The sequence below is a fragment of the Hymenobacter metallilatus genome (assembly GCF_003944705.1).
Lineage (GTDB): Bacteria > Bacteroidota > Bacteroidia > Cytophagales > Hymenobacteraceae > Hymenobacter > Hymenobacter metallilatus.
In genome coordinates, this window is record NZ_RWIS01000015.1 from 103,646 (window position 1) to 118,799 (window position 15,154).

General features: G+C 61.9%; 12 protein-coding genes and 1 riboswitch. Of the genes, 5 read left to right on the top strand and 7 right to left on the bottom strand.

Going from position 1 to position 15,154, the window contains the following annotated elements; all coding sequences use genetic code 11:
* Both EI290_RS19085 and EI290_RS22955 read left to right on the top strand, forming a co-directional pair.
* Nucleotides 1-1,716, top strand: a complete 1,716-nt coding sequence (locus tag EI290_RS19085; RefSeq protein ID WP_125433261.1) for an NADPH-dependent assimilatory sulfite reductase hemoprotein subunit — start codon at nt 1-3, stop codon at nt 1,714-1,716.
* A gap of 146 nt (nt 1,717-1,862) precedes the next feature.
* Complete coding sequence (locus EI290_RS22955; protein ID WP_125433262.1) at nt 1,863-3,377, top strand: TSUP family transporter; 1,515 nt, start codon at nt 1,863-1,865, stop codon at nt 3,375-3,377.
* A gap of 117 nt (nt 3,378-3,494) precedes the next feature.
* Here the strand turns inward: EI290_RS22955 and EI290_RS19095 are convergent, their stop codons facing one another.
* Together EI290_RS19095 and EI290_RS19100 are read right to left on the bottom strand one after the other, a co-directional pair.
* Complete coding sequence (locus tag EI290_RS19095; RefSeq protein ID WP_185817075.1) at nt 3,495-4,373, bottom strand: CPBP family intramembrane glutamic endopeptidase; 879 nt, start codon at nt 4,371-4,373, stop codon at nt 3,495-3,497.
* A 109-nt stretch (nt 4,374-4,482) separates the two neighbouring features.
* A complete protein-coding gene (locus tag EI290_RS19100) occupies nt 4,483-5,940 on the bottom strand; it encodes an amino acid permease (RefSeq protein WP_125433264.1) in 1,458 nt (485 codons plus the stop codon).
* Between the two features lie 285 nt (nt 5,941-6,225).
* A riboswitch (SAM riboswitch) is annotated at nt 6,226-6,317 on the bottom strand.
* Between the two features lie 448 nt (nt 6,318-6,765).
* On the opposite strand from EI290_RS19100, the gene EI290_RS19105 reads away from it, so the two are divergent.
* Nucleotides 6,766-7,206 carry a guided entry of tail-anchored proteins factor 1 gene (locus EI290_RS19105; RefSeq protein ID WP_125433265.1) on the top strand — a complete coding sequence of 147 codons (441 nt, stop codon included), beginning with the start codon at nt 6,766-6,768 and terminating at the stop codon, nt 7,204-7,206.
* 210 nt (nt 7,207-7,416) lie between these two features.
* Here EI290_RS19105 and EI290_RS19110 read toward each other — a convergent pair whose 3' ends face one another.
* Nucleotides 7,417-8,151 carry an EcsC family protein gene (locus EI290_RS19110; RefSeq protein WP_125433266.1) on the bottom strand — a complete coding sequence of 245 codons (735 nt, stop codon included), beginning with the start codon at nt 8,149-8,151 and terminating at the stop codon, nt 7,417-7,419.
* Entirely contained in the window at nt 8,148-9,347 is a 1,200-nt protein-coding gene (locus EI290_RS19115) for a Gfo/Idh/MocA family protein (protein WP_262706474.1), read from the bottom strand. Before EI290_RS19115 ends, EI290_RS19110 begins: the two co-directional genes overlap by 4 nt.
* Between EI290_RS19115 and EI290_RS19120 the strand changes: the two genes are divergently transcribed.
* Complete coding sequence (locus tag EI290_RS19120; RefSeq protein ID WP_125433267.1) at nt 9,295-10,017, top strand: M48 family metallopeptidase; 723 nt, start codon at nt 9,295-9,297, stop codon at nt 10,015-10,017. The genes EI290_RS19115 and EI290_RS19120 overlap by 53 nt on opposite strands.
* Before the next feature lie 84 nt (nt 10,018-10,101).
* On the opposite strand, the gene EI290_RS19125 is transcribed toward EI290_RS19120, so the two are convergent.
* From EI290_RS19125 to EI290_RS19135, 3 genes are all read right to left on the bottom strand, one after another.
* On the bottom strand, nt 10,102-10,911 hold the full coding sequence (locus EI290_RS19125; RefSeq protein ID WP_125433268.1) for a M48 family metalloprotease: 810 nt from the start codon (nt 10,909-10,911) through the stop codon (nt 10,102-10,104).
* A gap of 160 nt (nt 10,912-11,071) precedes the next feature.
* Nucleotides 11,072-12,778: a flavin monoamine oxidase family protein gene (locus EI290_RS19130; RefSeq protein ID WP_125433269.1), complete on the bottom strand. Its 1,707-nt coding sequence runs from the start codon at nt 12,776-12,778 to the stop codon at nt 11,072-11,074.
* A 164-nt stretch (nt 12,779-12,942) separates the two neighbouring features.
* Nucleotides 12,943-14,094 (bottom strand): DegT/DnrJ/EryC1/StrS family aminotransferase, encoded by a 1,152-nt coding sequence (locus EI290_RS19135; RefSeq protein WP_125433270.1) that lies wholly within the window; start codon nt 14,092-14,094, stop codon nt 12,943-12,945.
* Between the two features lie 164 nt (nt 14,095-14,258).
* Here EI290_RS19135 and EI290_RS19140 point away from each other — a divergent pair, with 164 nt between their 5' ends.
* Nucleotides 14,259-15,128 carry a hypothetical protein gene (locus EI290_RS19140; RefSeq protein ID WP_125433271.1) on the top strand — a complete coding sequence of 290 codons (870 nt, stop codon included), beginning with the start codon at nt 14,259-14,261 and terminating at the stop codon, nt 15,126-15,128.
* Nucleotides 15,129-15,154 lie beyond the last annotated feature (26 nt).

Below are 15,154 nucleotides of genomic sequence, written 5' to 3' on the forward strand. Positions count from 1 at the left end.
ATGGCTGATACTCCCAAACTTTCCGAAGTCGAGCACGTCAAGGCAGCCAGCAACTACCTGCGTGGCACCCTGGCCGAAAGCCTCGTGAACCCGCTCACCGGCGCCCTCTATCCCGACGATACCCACCTGATCAAGTTCCACGGCTCCTACCAGCAGACGGACCGGGACCTAGACTCGGAGCGCAAGCGCCAGAAGCTGGAACCGCTGTATTCGCTCATGATTCGGGTGCGGGTGCCGGGCGGCATTGCCTCGCCGGCGCAGTGGCTGCGCATGGATGAGCTGGCCGACGAGTACGGCAACCACACGCTCAAGCTCACCACCCGCCAGGCCTTCCAGCTGCACGGCGTGCTCAAGCGCGACCTAAAAAAAACCATCCAGGGCTTCAACGAGGCCCTGCTGGACAGCATTGCGGGCTGCGGCGACGTGAACCGCAACGTGATGTGCAACCCCAACCCGCACGAGAGCCCCCTGCACGCGGCCGTGTACGAGGTGTCGAAGCAGATCAGCGCCCACCTCACGCCCCGAACCTCGGCCTACTGGGACTTGTGGCTGAACGGGGAGCCGCAGTTCACCAGCGCGCCCAACGAGGGCGAGGAGGACGCCGAGCCCATCTACGGCAAAACCTACCTGCCCCGCAAGTTCAAGATTGCCCTGGCCATCCCGCCCTACAACGATACCGACATCTTCGCCAACGACCTAGGCCTGATTGCCATTGAGGAACGGGGCCGGCTGGTGGGCTTCAACGTGGCCGTGGGCGGCGGCATGGGCATGACCTTTGGCATGCCTGACACTTACCCCCGCCTGGCCGACATCATCGGCTTCGTACCCACTGAGAAGGTGGTGGACGCCTGCGAGAAAATCGTGACGATTCAGCGCGACTGGGGCAACCGGGAAAACCGCAAGTTCTCCCGCCTCAAGTACACCGTGGACCGCGTAGGCCTCGACGTGTTCAAAGCCGAGCTGGACCAGCGCCTGGGCTTCACGGTGGAGCCCGCCCGCCCCTACCAGTTCCGCAGCTCCGGCGACGCCTACGGCTGGTCCATCCAGGCCGATGGCCGGGCCCACCTCACGCTGTTCGTGGAAGGCGGCCGCATCCTCGACCGGGACGGCTATGCCCTCAAAACTGCCCTGCGCGAAATTGCGGGCTTCCACACCGGCGACTTCCGCCTCACCGGCAACCAGAACCTTATCATCGCCAACATTGCCCCCGAGCACCGGCTGAGTGTGCAGGCGGTACTGCAGCGGCACGGTGTGGCTGTGGAGGCCGGCAAAGAACTCACCGGGCTGCGGCGCGGGGCGCTGGCCTGCGTGGCCCTGCCGACCTGCACGCTGGCCTTCGCGGAAGCCGAGCGGTATCTTCCGGAATTATTGGATAGATTGGACCGGGTGATTCGCCAACAGGGTCTGGCTCAGGACGATATTCTGCTGCGGATGACGGGCTGCCCCAACGGCTGTGCCCGCCCCTACCTCGGCGAAATCGGGCTGGTGGGCCGGGCCGTGGGCCGCTACAACCTCTACCTCGGTGCCGCTTTCAACGGGGAGCGGATGAACAAGCTCTACAAGGAAATGCTGGACGAAGACGGCATCGTGCGGGAGCTCACGCCCCTGCTCGCCGACTACGCCCAGAACCGCCAGCCCCAGGAGCGGTTTGGTGATTTCGTCATCCGCCAGGGTTACGTGCAGCCCACCGCAAGCGGCCTCACGTTTCACGAGTAACCGATAGAACGTCATGCTGAGCTTGCCGAAGCATCTCTACCGCTTCGTTCTCACGATTGAGTTAGCCAGCGGTAGAGATGCTTCGGCAAGCTCAGCATGACGGCCAACTTCCTTCCTGCATCCGACCCCAACCATCACCAACCACCATGCCTCTTTCCTCCAACAACGCCCTGCCCCAGCCCGAGCCGCCGCCCGCGGTGCCCGATGGCAACCGGCTGTTTCCGGTGTTTCTGAAGCTGGAACAGCTGCACGTGCTGCTGGTGGGCGGCGGGGCCGTGGGCTTTGAGAAGCTCTCGGCCATGCTGGCCAACAGCCCCAACGCGGCCATTACGGTGGTGGCTACCTGGTTTGGGCCCGAGCTGCGGGTGCTGGCCGGCCAGCACCCCGCCGTGCAGCTGCGCGAGCAGCCCTACGACCCCACCCACCTCGTCGGCCACGACTTGGTGATTGTGGCTACCAACGACAAAGCCCTGAACCTGCAGATCAAGGCCGACGCCACCCGCCAGCGCCTGCTCTGCAACGTGGCCGATACGCCCGCCGCCTGCGACTTTTACCTGGGCTCCATTGTGCAGAAGGGCGACCTGAAAATTGCCATCAGCACCAACGGCAAGTCGCCCACCATTGCCAAGCGCCTGCGCGAAATGCTCACCCACACCCTCCCCGACGAGCTGCACGAAGTGCTCCAGCGCATGGCCCAGATTCGGGAGAAGGTGGGCGGCGACTTCGCTCACAAGGTAAAATCCCTGAACGCCGTAACGGCCGAGCTAACCGGCGGCCCGGCCTACGAGTCGCCGGCGGCGGCGCGGTGGCGCAAGATTGCCACCGGGGCCCTGCTGGCCTTTGCGGCTATGCTGGTATTCAACATCCTGAGCTACTACTTCACCTGGCAGCAGGTGTGGGGCGCGGCTACTCACGCCGAAACCTTCTGGATTTTTGTGGCCATCGGCTTCGGCGCCCAGCTCATTGATGGGCTGCTGGGCATGGGCTACGGCGTGGTCACGGCCATCAGCCTGATGAGCCTGAATATCAGCCCAGCCGCCGTGAGTGCCAGCATCCACACCGCCGAAATGTTTGCTAGCGGAGCCTCGGGCTACCACCACTACCGCTTCGGCAACGTGAACAAGCGCCTGTTCAAAGTGCTGCTGATTCCGGGCGTGTTGGGGGCTATTACGGGCGCGTACCTGTTGTCGCACTTCGGCGAGAAATACGGCAGTTATGTGAAGCCGCTGCTGGCCGTGTACCTGCTGCTGCTGGGCGTGCGCATCATCACCAAGGCCTTTGCCCAGACGCAGCAACGCAAAAAGCACCGGAAACTAGGGCTGCTAGCCGCGGCCGGCGGCTTCCTCGATTCGTTTGGGGGTGGCGGCTGGGGGCCGCTGGTCACCAGCACGCTCATTGCCGGGGGCCGCACCCCGCAGTACGTTATCGGCTCGGTGAGCGTCACGGAGTTCTTCGTCACGTTTGCCAGCGCCGTTACGTTCTTCGCCACCCTGGGCATCTCGCACTGGCAGATTATCCTGGGCCTGATCATCGGGGGCGTGGCCGCCGCGCCCCTGGCCGCCCGCCTGGCCGGCCGCCTGCCCGTGCGCTGGATGTTCGTGGGCGTAGGCCTGATGGTAATTGTGTGGAGCCTGTGGGCGCTGCGTAAGCTGTTTATGTAGCACACGCTTCAGCTGGTGTTTTGACGCAAAACCGCCCCACCGGAACATGCCGGTGGGGCGGTTTTGGTTTTCGCGCAGTGGTTCGCGTTGGTAGGCGCAGGGTTTTGCAGTAGCCGTTTATATACCTTCTGGCAGCAGCGCGTCTGGTTGGGTTGATGCCTGGCCCGGTGATGAGGAAGTAGTGCGCTGCACCATCCACAGCAAGCAGAACAATACCAGCGCACTCAGCACCACTACTGCCGCGTAGGCCCAGGGCGAGCCGAAAGCAGCCACCACATCGTCGGTGGCTGTACCTTCTTTTTGGTGCAGCATGGCATTGAATGCAAAGAAATTGTTGAGGAAGTGGACACCCATGCACAGCCACAGGGAGCGGGTACGGAAGTACAACCAGCCCATCAGCAGCCCCAGCCCAAACGTCGCCAGGCTTTGGGGCGGATTCAGGTGCATAATCCCGAAAATCAGGGCCGACTGGCCGATGGCAATCCAGGGACGGTCGGGGAAATTGCGCAACAGGCCCTGGAGCACCACCCCGCGCAGCAACAGTTCTTCCATTACCGGGGCCACTATGCACAACATGAGAAACCCAACGACCGGTACTTTCATCAGTTCCCGATAGGTTTCGCCGGAGGAGAATGTGGGCAGATGTAGCAGATGAACCAGCGTCAGGACCATATCGGCCGACAACACCAGCACCGGCAAGGCGAGCAGCAGCCAGCCGGGTACCTGGCCGTGCAGATTGATACCGGGCCAGCGCGTCTTATTTCTCCACCGCAAAAAACCCAGCACGCTACAGTTAGCGGCACTTACACCGAGAAATAACACCACCGGCCGGGGCATTTCCAGCATTTTCTCCCCAACCAGAAGAATGGGTAAGCCAATCAGTAACGACAGCAAGAGGTACCACCCCAGAAACGCCCAGCTTTCCTTGATAGTCGGGTACACTGTAGCCGGCGGGTTGGTTGCCACCACGGGCGCTTCGATAATAATAGATTCCACGAAAAAGCAGGATAAAACGACGCCTAAAGCTACGTCCAAACTGCTCCTAAACGCAAACAACCGGGGCCTTGCGGCCCCGGCTGTCACAGCTGGCATATCTCGCCAATTTTTACTTCTCTATAGTTAATTCCCCAGCCTGCCCCAGCTTGCTGTGCTTGCGGCCGTAGCCGTAGTAGATGGCCAGGCCAATAGCCAGCCACACGGCCAGCCGCAGCCAGGTTTCCCAGGGCAGCGACACCATCATCACCACGCAGGTGAGAATGCCCAGGATGGGCACCACTGGCACCCAGGGCGTGCGGAACCCGCGCGGGGCATCGGGCTCCCGCTTGCGCATGATGAGGATGCCCACGCACACCATCACGAAGGCCAGCAGCGTGCCGATGCTCGTCATCTCGCCCACCACCGAAATGGGCACGAAGCCCGCAAACAGCGCAATGAACAGCCCCAGCAGCAGGTTCGACTGCAGCGGCGTGCGGAACCGCTCGTGAATCCGGGCGAAAACCGGGGGCAGCAGGCCGTCTTTGGCCATGCTGAAAAACACCCGGCTCTGCCCCAGCAAATCCACCAGAATTACGGAGGTGTAGCCGATGATGATGGCCAGAATCACGGCCGACGACAACCAGGCGTAGGGCGTTTTCTCGATGGCAATGGCCACCGGCGCGGCGCTGTTCTTGAACTCGGTGTAGTTGGCCAGGCCCGTCATCACGTGCCCGAACAGCACGAACAGCACGGTGCAAATCAGCAACGAGCCGATGATACCGATGGGCATGTTGCGCTGGGGGTTCTTGGTTTCCTGGGCCATGGTGGCCACAATATCAAACCCGATGAACACAAAGAACACCACGCCCGCCCCGCGCAGGATGCCGCTCCAGCCAAACTCCCCAAACACGCCGATATTCTCCGGGATGTAGGGTTGGTAGTTAGTGGGGTCGATGTACTGCCAGCCCAGGGCAATGAACACCAGCACTACGGCCACTTTCAGCGTGACCACCAGCGCATTAAACCACGCCGAGCCCGACGTGCCGCGGATAATAATCATGGTAATAGCCAGCACAATGAGCATGGCCGGAATATTCACGAAGCCGTGCACCTCAGCCCCGTTGGCCAGCTTGGCCGTCTCAAAGGGCGACATCACCAGCTGCGGGGGCAGGTTGATGCCATATTTGCTCAGGAATTTGAGCAGGTACTGCGACCAACTGATGGCCACCGTGGCCGCGCCCACCGAGTACTCCAGCACCAAATCCCAGCCGATAATCCAGGCGAAAAGCTCGCCCATGGTAGCGTAGGCGTAGGTATAGGCCGAGCCGGCCACCGGCACCATGGAGGCAAACTCGGCGTAGCACAGCGCCGAGAAGGCGCAGCCCACGGCCGCTACCACAAACGAGAGCGTCACGGCCGGGCCGGCGTTGTTGGCGGCGGCAATGCCGGTGAGCGAGAACAAACCCGCCCCAATAATCACCCCAATGCCGATGGCAATGAGGTTGAAGCCGTTCAGACTTCGTTTCAGCGTTCCGGCGCCGGTTTCGGCGGCCTCCTGCCGTAGCAGTTCCAATGATTTTCTGAGCATACAGAGGTGCATCGGGCCGCGGCCCGACAGGTCGTAAAAAAGAGAAAGAGAAAAGCAGATAAAGCTTCCTGCCCCGCCTCAGCGGGCGCGCAGCCGTTCGGGCCACGGCGGGCCGGAACCAGGAGAATAGGGCCGCTGCCTCCTTAGCGGGAGACCGGCCCGGCAGCCAAACTAGCTACAACAACCCGCGCAACAACACCCCGTGGGCGCGCCTAACGGGCACAGCACGGCAGCGGATACAACGGAACGGGCAAGTAAGCGGGGCGAAAAGTCCACGGCAAGTTGTTTTTATATGGTCAGGAATTGGCACCGTTCCGGAGTTGCGGATGGTTGCCGACGCTTCTTCGAGCCTGTCTCTCAGCGCCTCTGTATAAAAACAATCCTTTGGGCTAGAAAGAATTGATGCGGCAAAGGTAAAGCTGGATTGCTGCCCCCGCAAACCCACCTGTTTTAGCGTCTGTAAACCGTAACGAAAGCCGGCACTCTGCCGCCTCTGGGTCGTCAGGCTAGGCCCCGTAAAGCCTGACGGTTCTCTCCCTGAGGCTGTCAACTACTTTCCAAACAGCTTTACTCATTGTCCACTTCCCTGGCGCCGACCCAGCGGTATAACGCCCGCCTGCTCGCCTCTGAACAGGCGGCCTGCTACGCCTGCCGCTAAGCCGAAAAACCCGCGACGCGCGCCGGAATCGAAGGTTTAACGGCGAAATTTATATTTTTTCCCGGCCGGTTTTAGGCGAAACTGGCACCGGAGTTGCAACCGTCGGAATAGCCGCCGGCGGGTACGCCGCGGCTTCACTCGCATTCAACCTCAACTCACATAGCCTCATGAAAAAGCTCCTGGTTCTCTTCGCCGCCTTCTCCCTGTCCGCCGCTGCCGCTTCGGCCCAAACTACGCCCGTGAAAGCCGCCCACGGCCGGCACATGAAAGGCGACAAGGCCGCTAAAACGCCCGAGCAGCGCGCCGACCACACCGCCCAGGCCCTCACCAAACAGCTCGGCCTCTCGGCCGCCCAAACTGCCCAGGTACGCCAGCTGGCCCTCGACCGTGCCCGGCAGATGGACGCCCACAAAGCCCAGGCCGGCACTGCCTCTCCCGCCGATAAAAAACAGCACCGCGCCGCCATGCAGGCCGAAAAAGCTCAGTACGATGCCAAGCTGAAGCAAATCCTGAGCGCCGACCAGTACGCCAAGTACACCCAGCGCCAGGCCGACAAAATGGCCAAGCACAAAGCCCACCGTCAGGGCATGAAACAAGGCAAAAGCTAAGCCTCTTTCCCACTTACCGAAAAGCCCCGACGAGGTTCGTCGGGGCTTTTTTGTGTATTGATTTAGTACCAGAACTGTCATCCTGAGCATTCCGCGAATTAAGCGGAGACGAAGGACCTTCAAACGATAGAACGAGTCATTGCTACGGCAACCATTCTAACGTTAAAAGGTCCTTCGCTGCACTCAGGATAACACTATGACTACGACATATTACTGCGGCTCTGGCAGGGGCGGATGTTCGGCAAACCACCGCAGGCGGTAGCACATAATGGCCGTTTCGCCGAGCTGCTCCAGTAGGCGGTAGTTGGCCACGGCTCCCACCGCCGCCCCGATGACGGGCACCAGTTGGGCCAGCTTGGCCAGGTCGATATAGTCGCGGTACTCCTGCTGGAAGGTGCGCCAGTCGAACGACTCGGCCGTAACGTGTTGCTGCGTGGTGGGCCAGTCGGCGAGCTGGCGGTAGGTTTCGCGGCGGGTGTGCTGGCTGCTGAAGGCCAATTGGAAGATGTGCAGCAGGTAGAGCCGCTCCGGGAACTGGCGCACATCGTGGCTGTAGAGGGCGGCAATGTCGAAGAGCAGCTTGAGCTTGATGCCCAGCAGCAGCGGAAAATCGGCCAGACCCAGCAGGAAGCCACCGGCCCCGGTCACGCCGCCTTCCACCGCCGCCGTGTTGCGGTACGCCCGAATGCGAGCCCGCACCCGCTCCTCCCGCTCCTGCAACGTGCCCTCCACCACCGGCTTTTGGGTAGTGTGCGTGGAGCCAAACAGCACGCCCTGCACCATTTTCTGAATGGCCACGGTAATAGCCACGTGTACCTTTTCGGGCAGCAGGGCATTCAGACGGGCCTGCACCCGGCGCGTCACGCGGTTCAGCAACGTAGGTTTCTGCTGCATCCGCCGCTGCCAGTCGCGCAGGTCGGTTAGGGCTTGCTGAGGGTAGTTCATAGCTTTGCTTTCAACGCATACATCCGCTCAATCATTTCCACTACTTTCAGGCCTTCCAGGGCGTTGGTGGTGGCCTGGCCGCGCTGGCGCAGGGTATCCACTACGTTATCGATGACGTGGACGTGGTTGGCGGCCGAGCCCTGGTAAGCGCCGTACTGATTGGCGGGGTTAGTAGGCGCGAGTTCGGGCAGTTGGTAGTCGCGCAGGTGGCAGTACTCTACCTTATCCATGTACTGGCCGCCCAGGCGGAGGCTGCCGTGCTCGGCCACCACCGTCAGGGAGCTTTCCAGATTCCGGTCCCACACGGCAGTGCTGTACTGCAGCGTGCCGCTCCCGCCGCGTACCAAATCGAAGCTGATTAGGCCACTGTCTTCAAACTCCGTCAGGTGCTTATGGTTGAAAGTACGGAAGCGGGCCTGCAGGTTTTCTACATCGCCAAACACCCAGTAGAGCAGATCCACGAAGTGGCTGAACTGGGTGAACAGCGTGCCGCCATCCAGTGCCTGGGTGCCGTGCCAGCTACCGGGCGTGTAGTACCGCTCGTCGCGGTTCCAGAAGCAGTTGAGCTGCACCAGATGCACCTGCCCCAGCCGCCCTTCCTCCACCACCTGCTTCAGCCAGGCTGCCGGGGGCGAATAACGGTTCTGCATCACGCCAAACACGAGCCGCCCACTCTGCTGCGCGGTTTCAATCACCGCCTGGGCATCGGTGGTGCGCAGGGCCATGGGCTTTTCGATGACCACGTGCCGGCCCGCCCGCAGGCCCTGCTGCGCCTGGGCAGCATGCAGGCCGTTGGGGGTAGCTACCGTCAGCACCTCGGCGGCGGGGCCGTGGGCCAAGTAGTCCTCCAGGGACGTAAAAAACGGCACACCCGGAAACTCCCGGGCCAGGTCGGTGGCCAGTTCGGGGCGCACATCCACCAAAGCGGCCAGCTGGGCTTCGGGGTGGCGGGCCACCAGGGCGGCGTGGCGGCGGCCGATGTGACCCACGCCACAGATAGCAAATTGAATAGGGAATAACGGAGCGGAACCGGGCACTGCGGGAACGTTGAAGGAAAGGGCCCGCAAACTGCGAAAAAACGGCCGGTTCTCCCGCTTCGGCCGCGTGGCGGGCTGGCCGGGCAGTATTATCTTTGGGGTTCCTATGCCCCTTACTACTATTGCCGGTCTGGAAATTGACTTGGTGCGCAAACGCATGCGCAGCCTGCGGCTGACGGTGTACGCCGGCGGCCGGATTCGGGTGGCAGTGCCGCTGCACACCCCGGCCGCAGCCGTGGAGGAGTTCGTGCAGGCCCGCCACGCCTGGATTCAGAAGCACCAGCAGCAGTTTGCCACCCGGGCACCTCGGCCCAGCCTGCAGTACGTATCGGGCGAGCAACACCCCTTTCTGGGCCGGCTCCACGAACTGCAGGTAACCACCGCCCCCGGCCGGCCACGCGCCTGGCTTGATGAGGCCACTGCCCAACTGCACCTGCACGTTCCCTCTGAAAGCACCAGTGCCCAGCGCGCCGCCGTGCTAGCCGCCTGGTACCGGCAGCAGCTGAAGCAGCGCATTCCAGGCCTGCTTCAGCACTGGGAGCCGGTGGTGGGCCGGCAGGCAGCCAGCTGGGGCGTGAAGCAGATGCGTACCCGCTGGGGCACCTGCAACATTGGTGCCCGGCGCATCTGGCTGAATCTGGAGCTCATCAAGCGCCCCCTGCCTTGCCTGGAGTACGTGGTGGTTCACGAGCTGACGCACTTGCACGAGCGGCTGCACAATGCCCGGTTCTGGGGCCTCCTGGATCAGTTTATGCCCGACTGGCGCACCCACAAAAACGAACTGAACCAGGTGTTGCTGGGTCCCTCGTCTCATCCCGACGCCGACTAACTCCCTGATGGTGCAAATAACCACGGTGCCTCAGATGAAGGCCATGCATCATCTGCGGCACCGTGGTTATTTGCCTACCTGAAACTACAGTATCCGCTTCAGCTCGGTGAAGTTGGTATTATTGACGCTACGGTTGGTGCAGCCCAGCTGCTGGGCGCTTTTCTGAATGCTGCTGATGCGGGAGCCGGGGTTGGGGTGGGTGCTCAGAAACTCCGGCGTACCGCCCCCACCCTGCTTTTCAGCCTTAATGAAGAAGCCCGCCGCCCCGTCGCAGGCGTAGTAGCGGGTTCCGTTGAGGTAAATGGTGGAATACTTATCGGCCTCCACCTCGTAGGCACGGCTGAACTTGAGCTGGCCAAGGCCAGCCGCAATCTGCACGAGCTGGCCCGATGAGCGGTTGCCTAGCAGCAGCCCCAGCAACAGGCTGGTACCGTACTGCTTCTGCAGCATCTGGGTGCTGTGGCGGCGGTCGGCGTGGGCAATTTCGTGGCCCAGAATACCGGCCAGCTGGCTTTCGTTATCCAGGAATTTTACCAGGCCCGTAAACACGTAAATGTGGCCGCCGGGCGTAGCAAAAGCATTTTGCACGGCGTCATCCTTGATGAGCTTCACATCCCACGGGAACTGGGTGCGGTACTTCACGTTGCCATTATCCAGCACGCGCTTTACCACCCCATCCAGCAGCTGATACGCGCGGGCATTGCCAGCACGCGACATCAGCTGGCCTTTGGCCTGGTATAAGGAGTCGGTTTGGCGTGCTACCTGGTTGCCCAGGGCAATATCCTGGTCGATGGAAAACAGACTAAAGCCCTGAGCGGGCTTGGTAATGGCAGCGGTGGTAAGAGCAGCTACGCCGGCCAGGGGCAGTAGTACAGTCAGAACAGAACGGCGCATAAAAGGGAGGCTTAGGTCAGGAAATGAGGTATTGATACGGCAAAAAGAAAAAACGGTGCCAAATCACGCGGCCAGGCAACCCGCTGCCAGCAAGGCACCGGCTAAAACGCCCCTCCCGGCGAAACCAGAAGGGGCGTTTTGGCCGGTAATTACCCGAATTTTAGGCCAAGTGTTGGGCGCGGTGCCGAAGCCGCTGGCGGAGCACCGCAGCCGTGTTGCCCGTGCGGATGGCGGCGACAATACCCTCGGCGGCCTCTCGTCCGGTTTCGGCGGCCCCGTTCATGAAGCCCTGGTACCAGGCGCTGCAATGCTCTCCCGCAAAATACAGGCGGCCCACCGGCCGGCCTTCGGCTCCGGCAATGGTGCTGTACTGGCCCACCCGGTAGCAGGCATAGGATGCGCGGGTGAAGGGGTGAGTGGGCCAGTGAAACCGCTCTACGCGGCCGTTGTAGCGGCCCTGGGTGCCGGGCCAGGCCGCTTCTAGTACCGCTAAATGGGTACTCACGTGCGACTGGGGCGAGCCGCTGCCCAAATTTACGGCTGCCTGTCCGCCCAGGTACACCGTAAACGTGCCCTGGGTTGTGGGCTGCAGTTGGCTGCTGTCCCAGCCGCCCTGCGTCGCCGTGTCGGAGAAAAAGTAGCCGGTGTAGCCCCGCTCGCGCCAAGGCCGGCCATTGAAGCCCAGCATCAGCTTGGCATTGTTGCCGTAGCCGAGTTGCTGAATGGCCTGGGCTTTCCAGGCGGGCAGGCTCAGGCCCGTCAGGTCCAGGGTGCGCAGTAGCGTAAAGGGCAGCGTCAGCACGGCGTAGTCGGCGGTTACTTCCACGCGGGTGCCAGAGGGCTGTTCGAAGGTGAGAACGTAGGGGCCAGCGGCGGTTTTGCGGGCGGCTACCAGGCGGTGGCTCAGGGTATAGTGCCCCGACAGGCGCTGAGCCAATTCTTCAATCAGCCGGCTGTTGCCGCCCTGCACCTTGTACCGCTCGTCGCTGCTGCCAAAAATATCGAAGGATCCTTTGTGCGTATCAGCCGAAAACAGCCAGAGAAAATTGATGGCCGTTTGCTGGCCGATAGGCTGGCCGTACTCCGTTTCGTAGGCCACGTCCAGCAGTTCCCGGATTACGCCCGTGAGCCCCACCGAATCGAAATAGCCGGCAATGGACATGGCATCGAAGCGGGCGGCGGCCGGTGTCAGGTTATCGTACGTAATTACGTTAGGCAACGAGCGACAGTCGGCCCCGATTTGCTGGGCGTAGGGCTGGAAGGCGCTGATAATTTCGCTGAGGCTGTAGTGGCGGCCGTTGAAAAAGTAGGCATCCTTAATCAGCGCCGTTTCGCTGGCCGATTCTACATCGTAGAGCGGGAGGCCAAACTCACTGGCCAGCGTCAGCATGTCGCGGTGGCCGGAGTCGATAAACTCGCCTCCCAGCTCGGTGGTCAATCCCTGGCCCATGAGGTTACGGGCTGTGTAGATGCGCCCCCCCAGGCGGTTGCTGCCCTCATACACCTGCGCCACCAGCCCGGCCTTCTGAAGCTGATAGGCGCAGTTGAGGCCAGCCATACCGCCGCCCACCACCACAATGCGGGGCTGCCCGCTTTTAGCCGCCTGTGCGGCGCTGATGCTGCCACGGGGCGCTACCGGCTCGGCCAGCTCGGCGCAGGCGCTCAGCAAAGAGCCCGCGCCGAGCACCACTCCGGCCTGGGCCGAACGGGCCAGAAACCGGCGGCGGCTTTGCGTCACCAGCTGCTCAGCCAGTTCATCGGCCGAAGGGGCACCCGGCTCGGTAGCAATGGAAACCGCCCGAAATACCTGTTGGAGCATGCGCAGCAGCGGAGTACGCGCCGCCGAAGGAGTAAACGGTTTCGTCATATGAAGGGAAGGACTAGTGGTGGGAATAAGCAGCCGGAAGTAAATAGGATTCTGGTCACCGTCCTATTCCGGAAACCATTTTCCTGCCGCACACGCCTCCCGTTGGGTTTAATCCTCGATCTGCGTTGCCGGGCAACCCGTACCACCAGCTATGGCCCTAATTTTTAGGCATCCACAAATTTGCGCACTGCATCGGCTACGTACTCCACCTGCGCCGCCGTGAGCATCGGGTGGAGGGGTAGTGACAACACCGTCCGGCTCAGCCGCTCGGCCACCGGAAACTGCCCCAGCCGGTAGCCCAGGTGCTCGTAGGCCGGCTGTAAATGGTTGGGCAACGGATAATACACCTGACTAGGTACCCCTTGAGCCGCCAACTGCTGCTGCAGTGCGTTGCGGCGGCCGGGCTCATCGGCTACGGTTACGGTATACTGATGAAATACGTGGGTACTGCGCGGGTCGCAGTGCGGCGTTTGCAGGCCCGATATACCCGACAGTAGCTCGTCGTAGCGGGCCGCTACGCGCTGGCGGGCGGCCGTCCAGGCGGGCAGGTGAGGCAGCTTTACCCGCAGGAGGGCAGCTTGCAGAGTATCAAGGCGGGAGTTGAGGCCCACGTGCTGGTGGTGGTATTTGCGCGTCTGGCCGTGGTTAGCCAGCTGTTGCAGGTAGGCCGCCCGCCCGGCATCCTGGGTGAATAGTGCCCCCCCGTCCCCGAAGCCACCGAGGTTTTTGCTTGGAAAAAACGAGGTGGTGCCCACCTCTCCTACTGTGCCAGCCACCCAGGTTTCGCCCCGGCTGGTTTGGAAAGTAGCCCCAATGGCCTGGGCGTTATCCTCAATCAGGGCCACGCCCCGCTCGTCGGCCAGCCGGCGCAGGGCTTCCAGGTCGGCGCATTGCCCGAACAGGTGCACGGCCACCAGGGCCCCGGTACGCGCCGTTATGGCGGCGGCGGCGGCGGCGGGGTCGAGGGTGAAGGTATCGGGTAGTACCTCCACCGGCACCGGCACCAGGCCCAGCACCGCCGCCGCCTCCAAAGTAGCCACGTAGGTGAAGGCCGGCACCAGCACCTCGGTGCCGGCCGGCAGGTTCAGGCTCATCAGGGCCAGCTGCAACGCATCGGTGCCGTTGGCGCAGGGCACCACGTGCGGTCCGCCCAAATACTGGCTCAGCTCCTGGGCAAATAAGGCCACCTCCGGCCCCTGAATGAATTGCCCGGCGGCCAGCGCGCCGCGCGCCGCAGCTTCCAGCTCGGCCTGAATGGGGGCGTGCTGGGCCGCCAGGTCCAGGAGGTGAATAGCAGGGACAGGAGCAGATGCCATACAAGGAGTAAACGAAGCACGAACGAGACCAAAGATAGGATGCCCTTTCGCCTTGCAGGCACTGCCGCCGTTGTTCGCAACCACAGCCGTAGCACTTTCGTTAAGAAAAGCCCCGCGCCCCTTTAATGTGCTGGTGCGTTTCTCTCCCACCTATTTTAGCTACCATGCTCCGTAAAACCATCACTCTGCAGGCGCTTGCCGCCACGCTGCTGCTCGGCTCCGTTACCCTTTCCAGCTGTAACCAGGCCCAAAAACAGGAAGTATCGGCCGAAAGCGACCAGGCCTACAACGATTTTAAAGCCTTCGTAGCCAGCACGGAAGCCAAAACCGAAGCAGTAGCCTCGGAGGCTCAGGCCGACTACGACCGGGAAACCGCCGAGCTGAAGTCTGATTTTGATGCTAAAGTAGCCGCCGTGGACCGCTACGCCGACCAGTACGACGATGCCCGCCGCCAGGAGATTGAGCAGCTCCGCACCCGCTACACCACGGCCTACGATAAGCGCGAAATGGCTTGGCGCAACCGCCCCGGTGCCACAGCGGCCATGACGGGTACAGAAACCATGAAAATGGGCCAGTACTACAAGCCCAGCTCTCCGGCCAGCCGCCTCACGGCCGCCAATGCCCGCCAGACGTATGAGGCCTTCGTGAATGACATTAAGCAAAACGAAAACCGGTACGACATCGACGATTGGCGCAACATCAATGCTGAATGGCGCGCTTTGGATGAGGCGTACGATAAAGTAAAGAAGGATATTCCGGCCGGTGACCTGGCCGAAATTCAGAAAGAGAAGCTGAAATACGCCGCTTTCAAGTCATACGATAAGGCCGAAGCCCGGGCAGCTCAGGGAGCCGATGCTACAGCACGTGGTGCCAACAACGTAGCCGCCGAAACTCAGGATGAGCGCTCTGCCGTGGGCCGGGCCGCCAGCAATACTGCTACCGATGTGAAAGACGCGGGCAAAAAAGTAGGAGGAGCCGTAAAAGGCGCGTTCAAGGAAGTAAAGTCGGAAGTAAAAAATACCGACAACGACTAATTCTGCTGCCTTTACACGCAAAAAGC

Bases quoted from the DNA above. Each gene is read 5' to 3' on its own strand.
- EI290_RS19085 (WP_125433261.1), top strand. From the start codon at position 1: ATGGCTGATACTCCCAAACTTTCCGAAGTCGAGCACGTCAAGGCAGCC.
- EI290_RS22955 (WP_125433262.1), top strand. From the start codon at position 1,863: ATGCCTCTTTCCTCCAACAACGCCCTGCCCCAGCCCGAGCCGCCGCCC.
- EI290_RS19100 (WP_125433264.1), bottom strand. From the start codon at position 5,940: ATGCTCAGAAAATCATTGGAACTGCTACGGCAGGAGGCCGCCGAAACC.
- EI290_RS19105 (WP_125433265.1), top strand. From the start codon at position 6,766: ATGAAAAAGCTCCTGGTTCTCTTCGCCGCCTTCTCCCTGTCCGCCGCT.
- EI290_RS19110 (WP_125433266.1), bottom strand. From the start codon at position 8,151: ATGAACTACCCTCAGCAAGCCCTAACCGACCTGCGCGACTGGCAGCGG.
- EI290_RS19120 (WP_125433267.1), top strand. From the start codon at position 9,295: ATGCCCCTTACTACTATTGCCGGTCTGGAAATTGACTTGGTGCGCAAA.
- EI290_RS19115 (WP_262706474.1), bottom strand. From the start codon at position 9,347: ATGCGTTTGCGCACCAAGTCAATTTCCAGACCGGCAATAGTAGTAAGG.
- EI290_RS19125 (WP_125433268.1), bottom strand. From the start codon at position 10,911: ATGCGCCGTTCTGTTCTGACTGTACTACTGCCCCTGGCCGGCGTAGCT.
- EI290_RS19130 (WP_125433269.1), bottom strand. From the start codon at position 12,778: ATGACGAAACCGTTTACTCCTTCGGCGGCGCGTACTCCGCTGCTGCGC.
- EI290_RS19135 (WP_125433270.1), bottom strand. From the start codon at position 14,094: ATGGCATCTGCTCCTGTCCCTGCTATTCACCTCCTGGACCTGGCGGCC.
- EI290_RS19140 (WP_125433271.1), top strand. From the start codon at position 14,259: ATGCTCCGTAAAACCATCACTCTGCAGGCGCTTGCCGCCACGCTGCTG.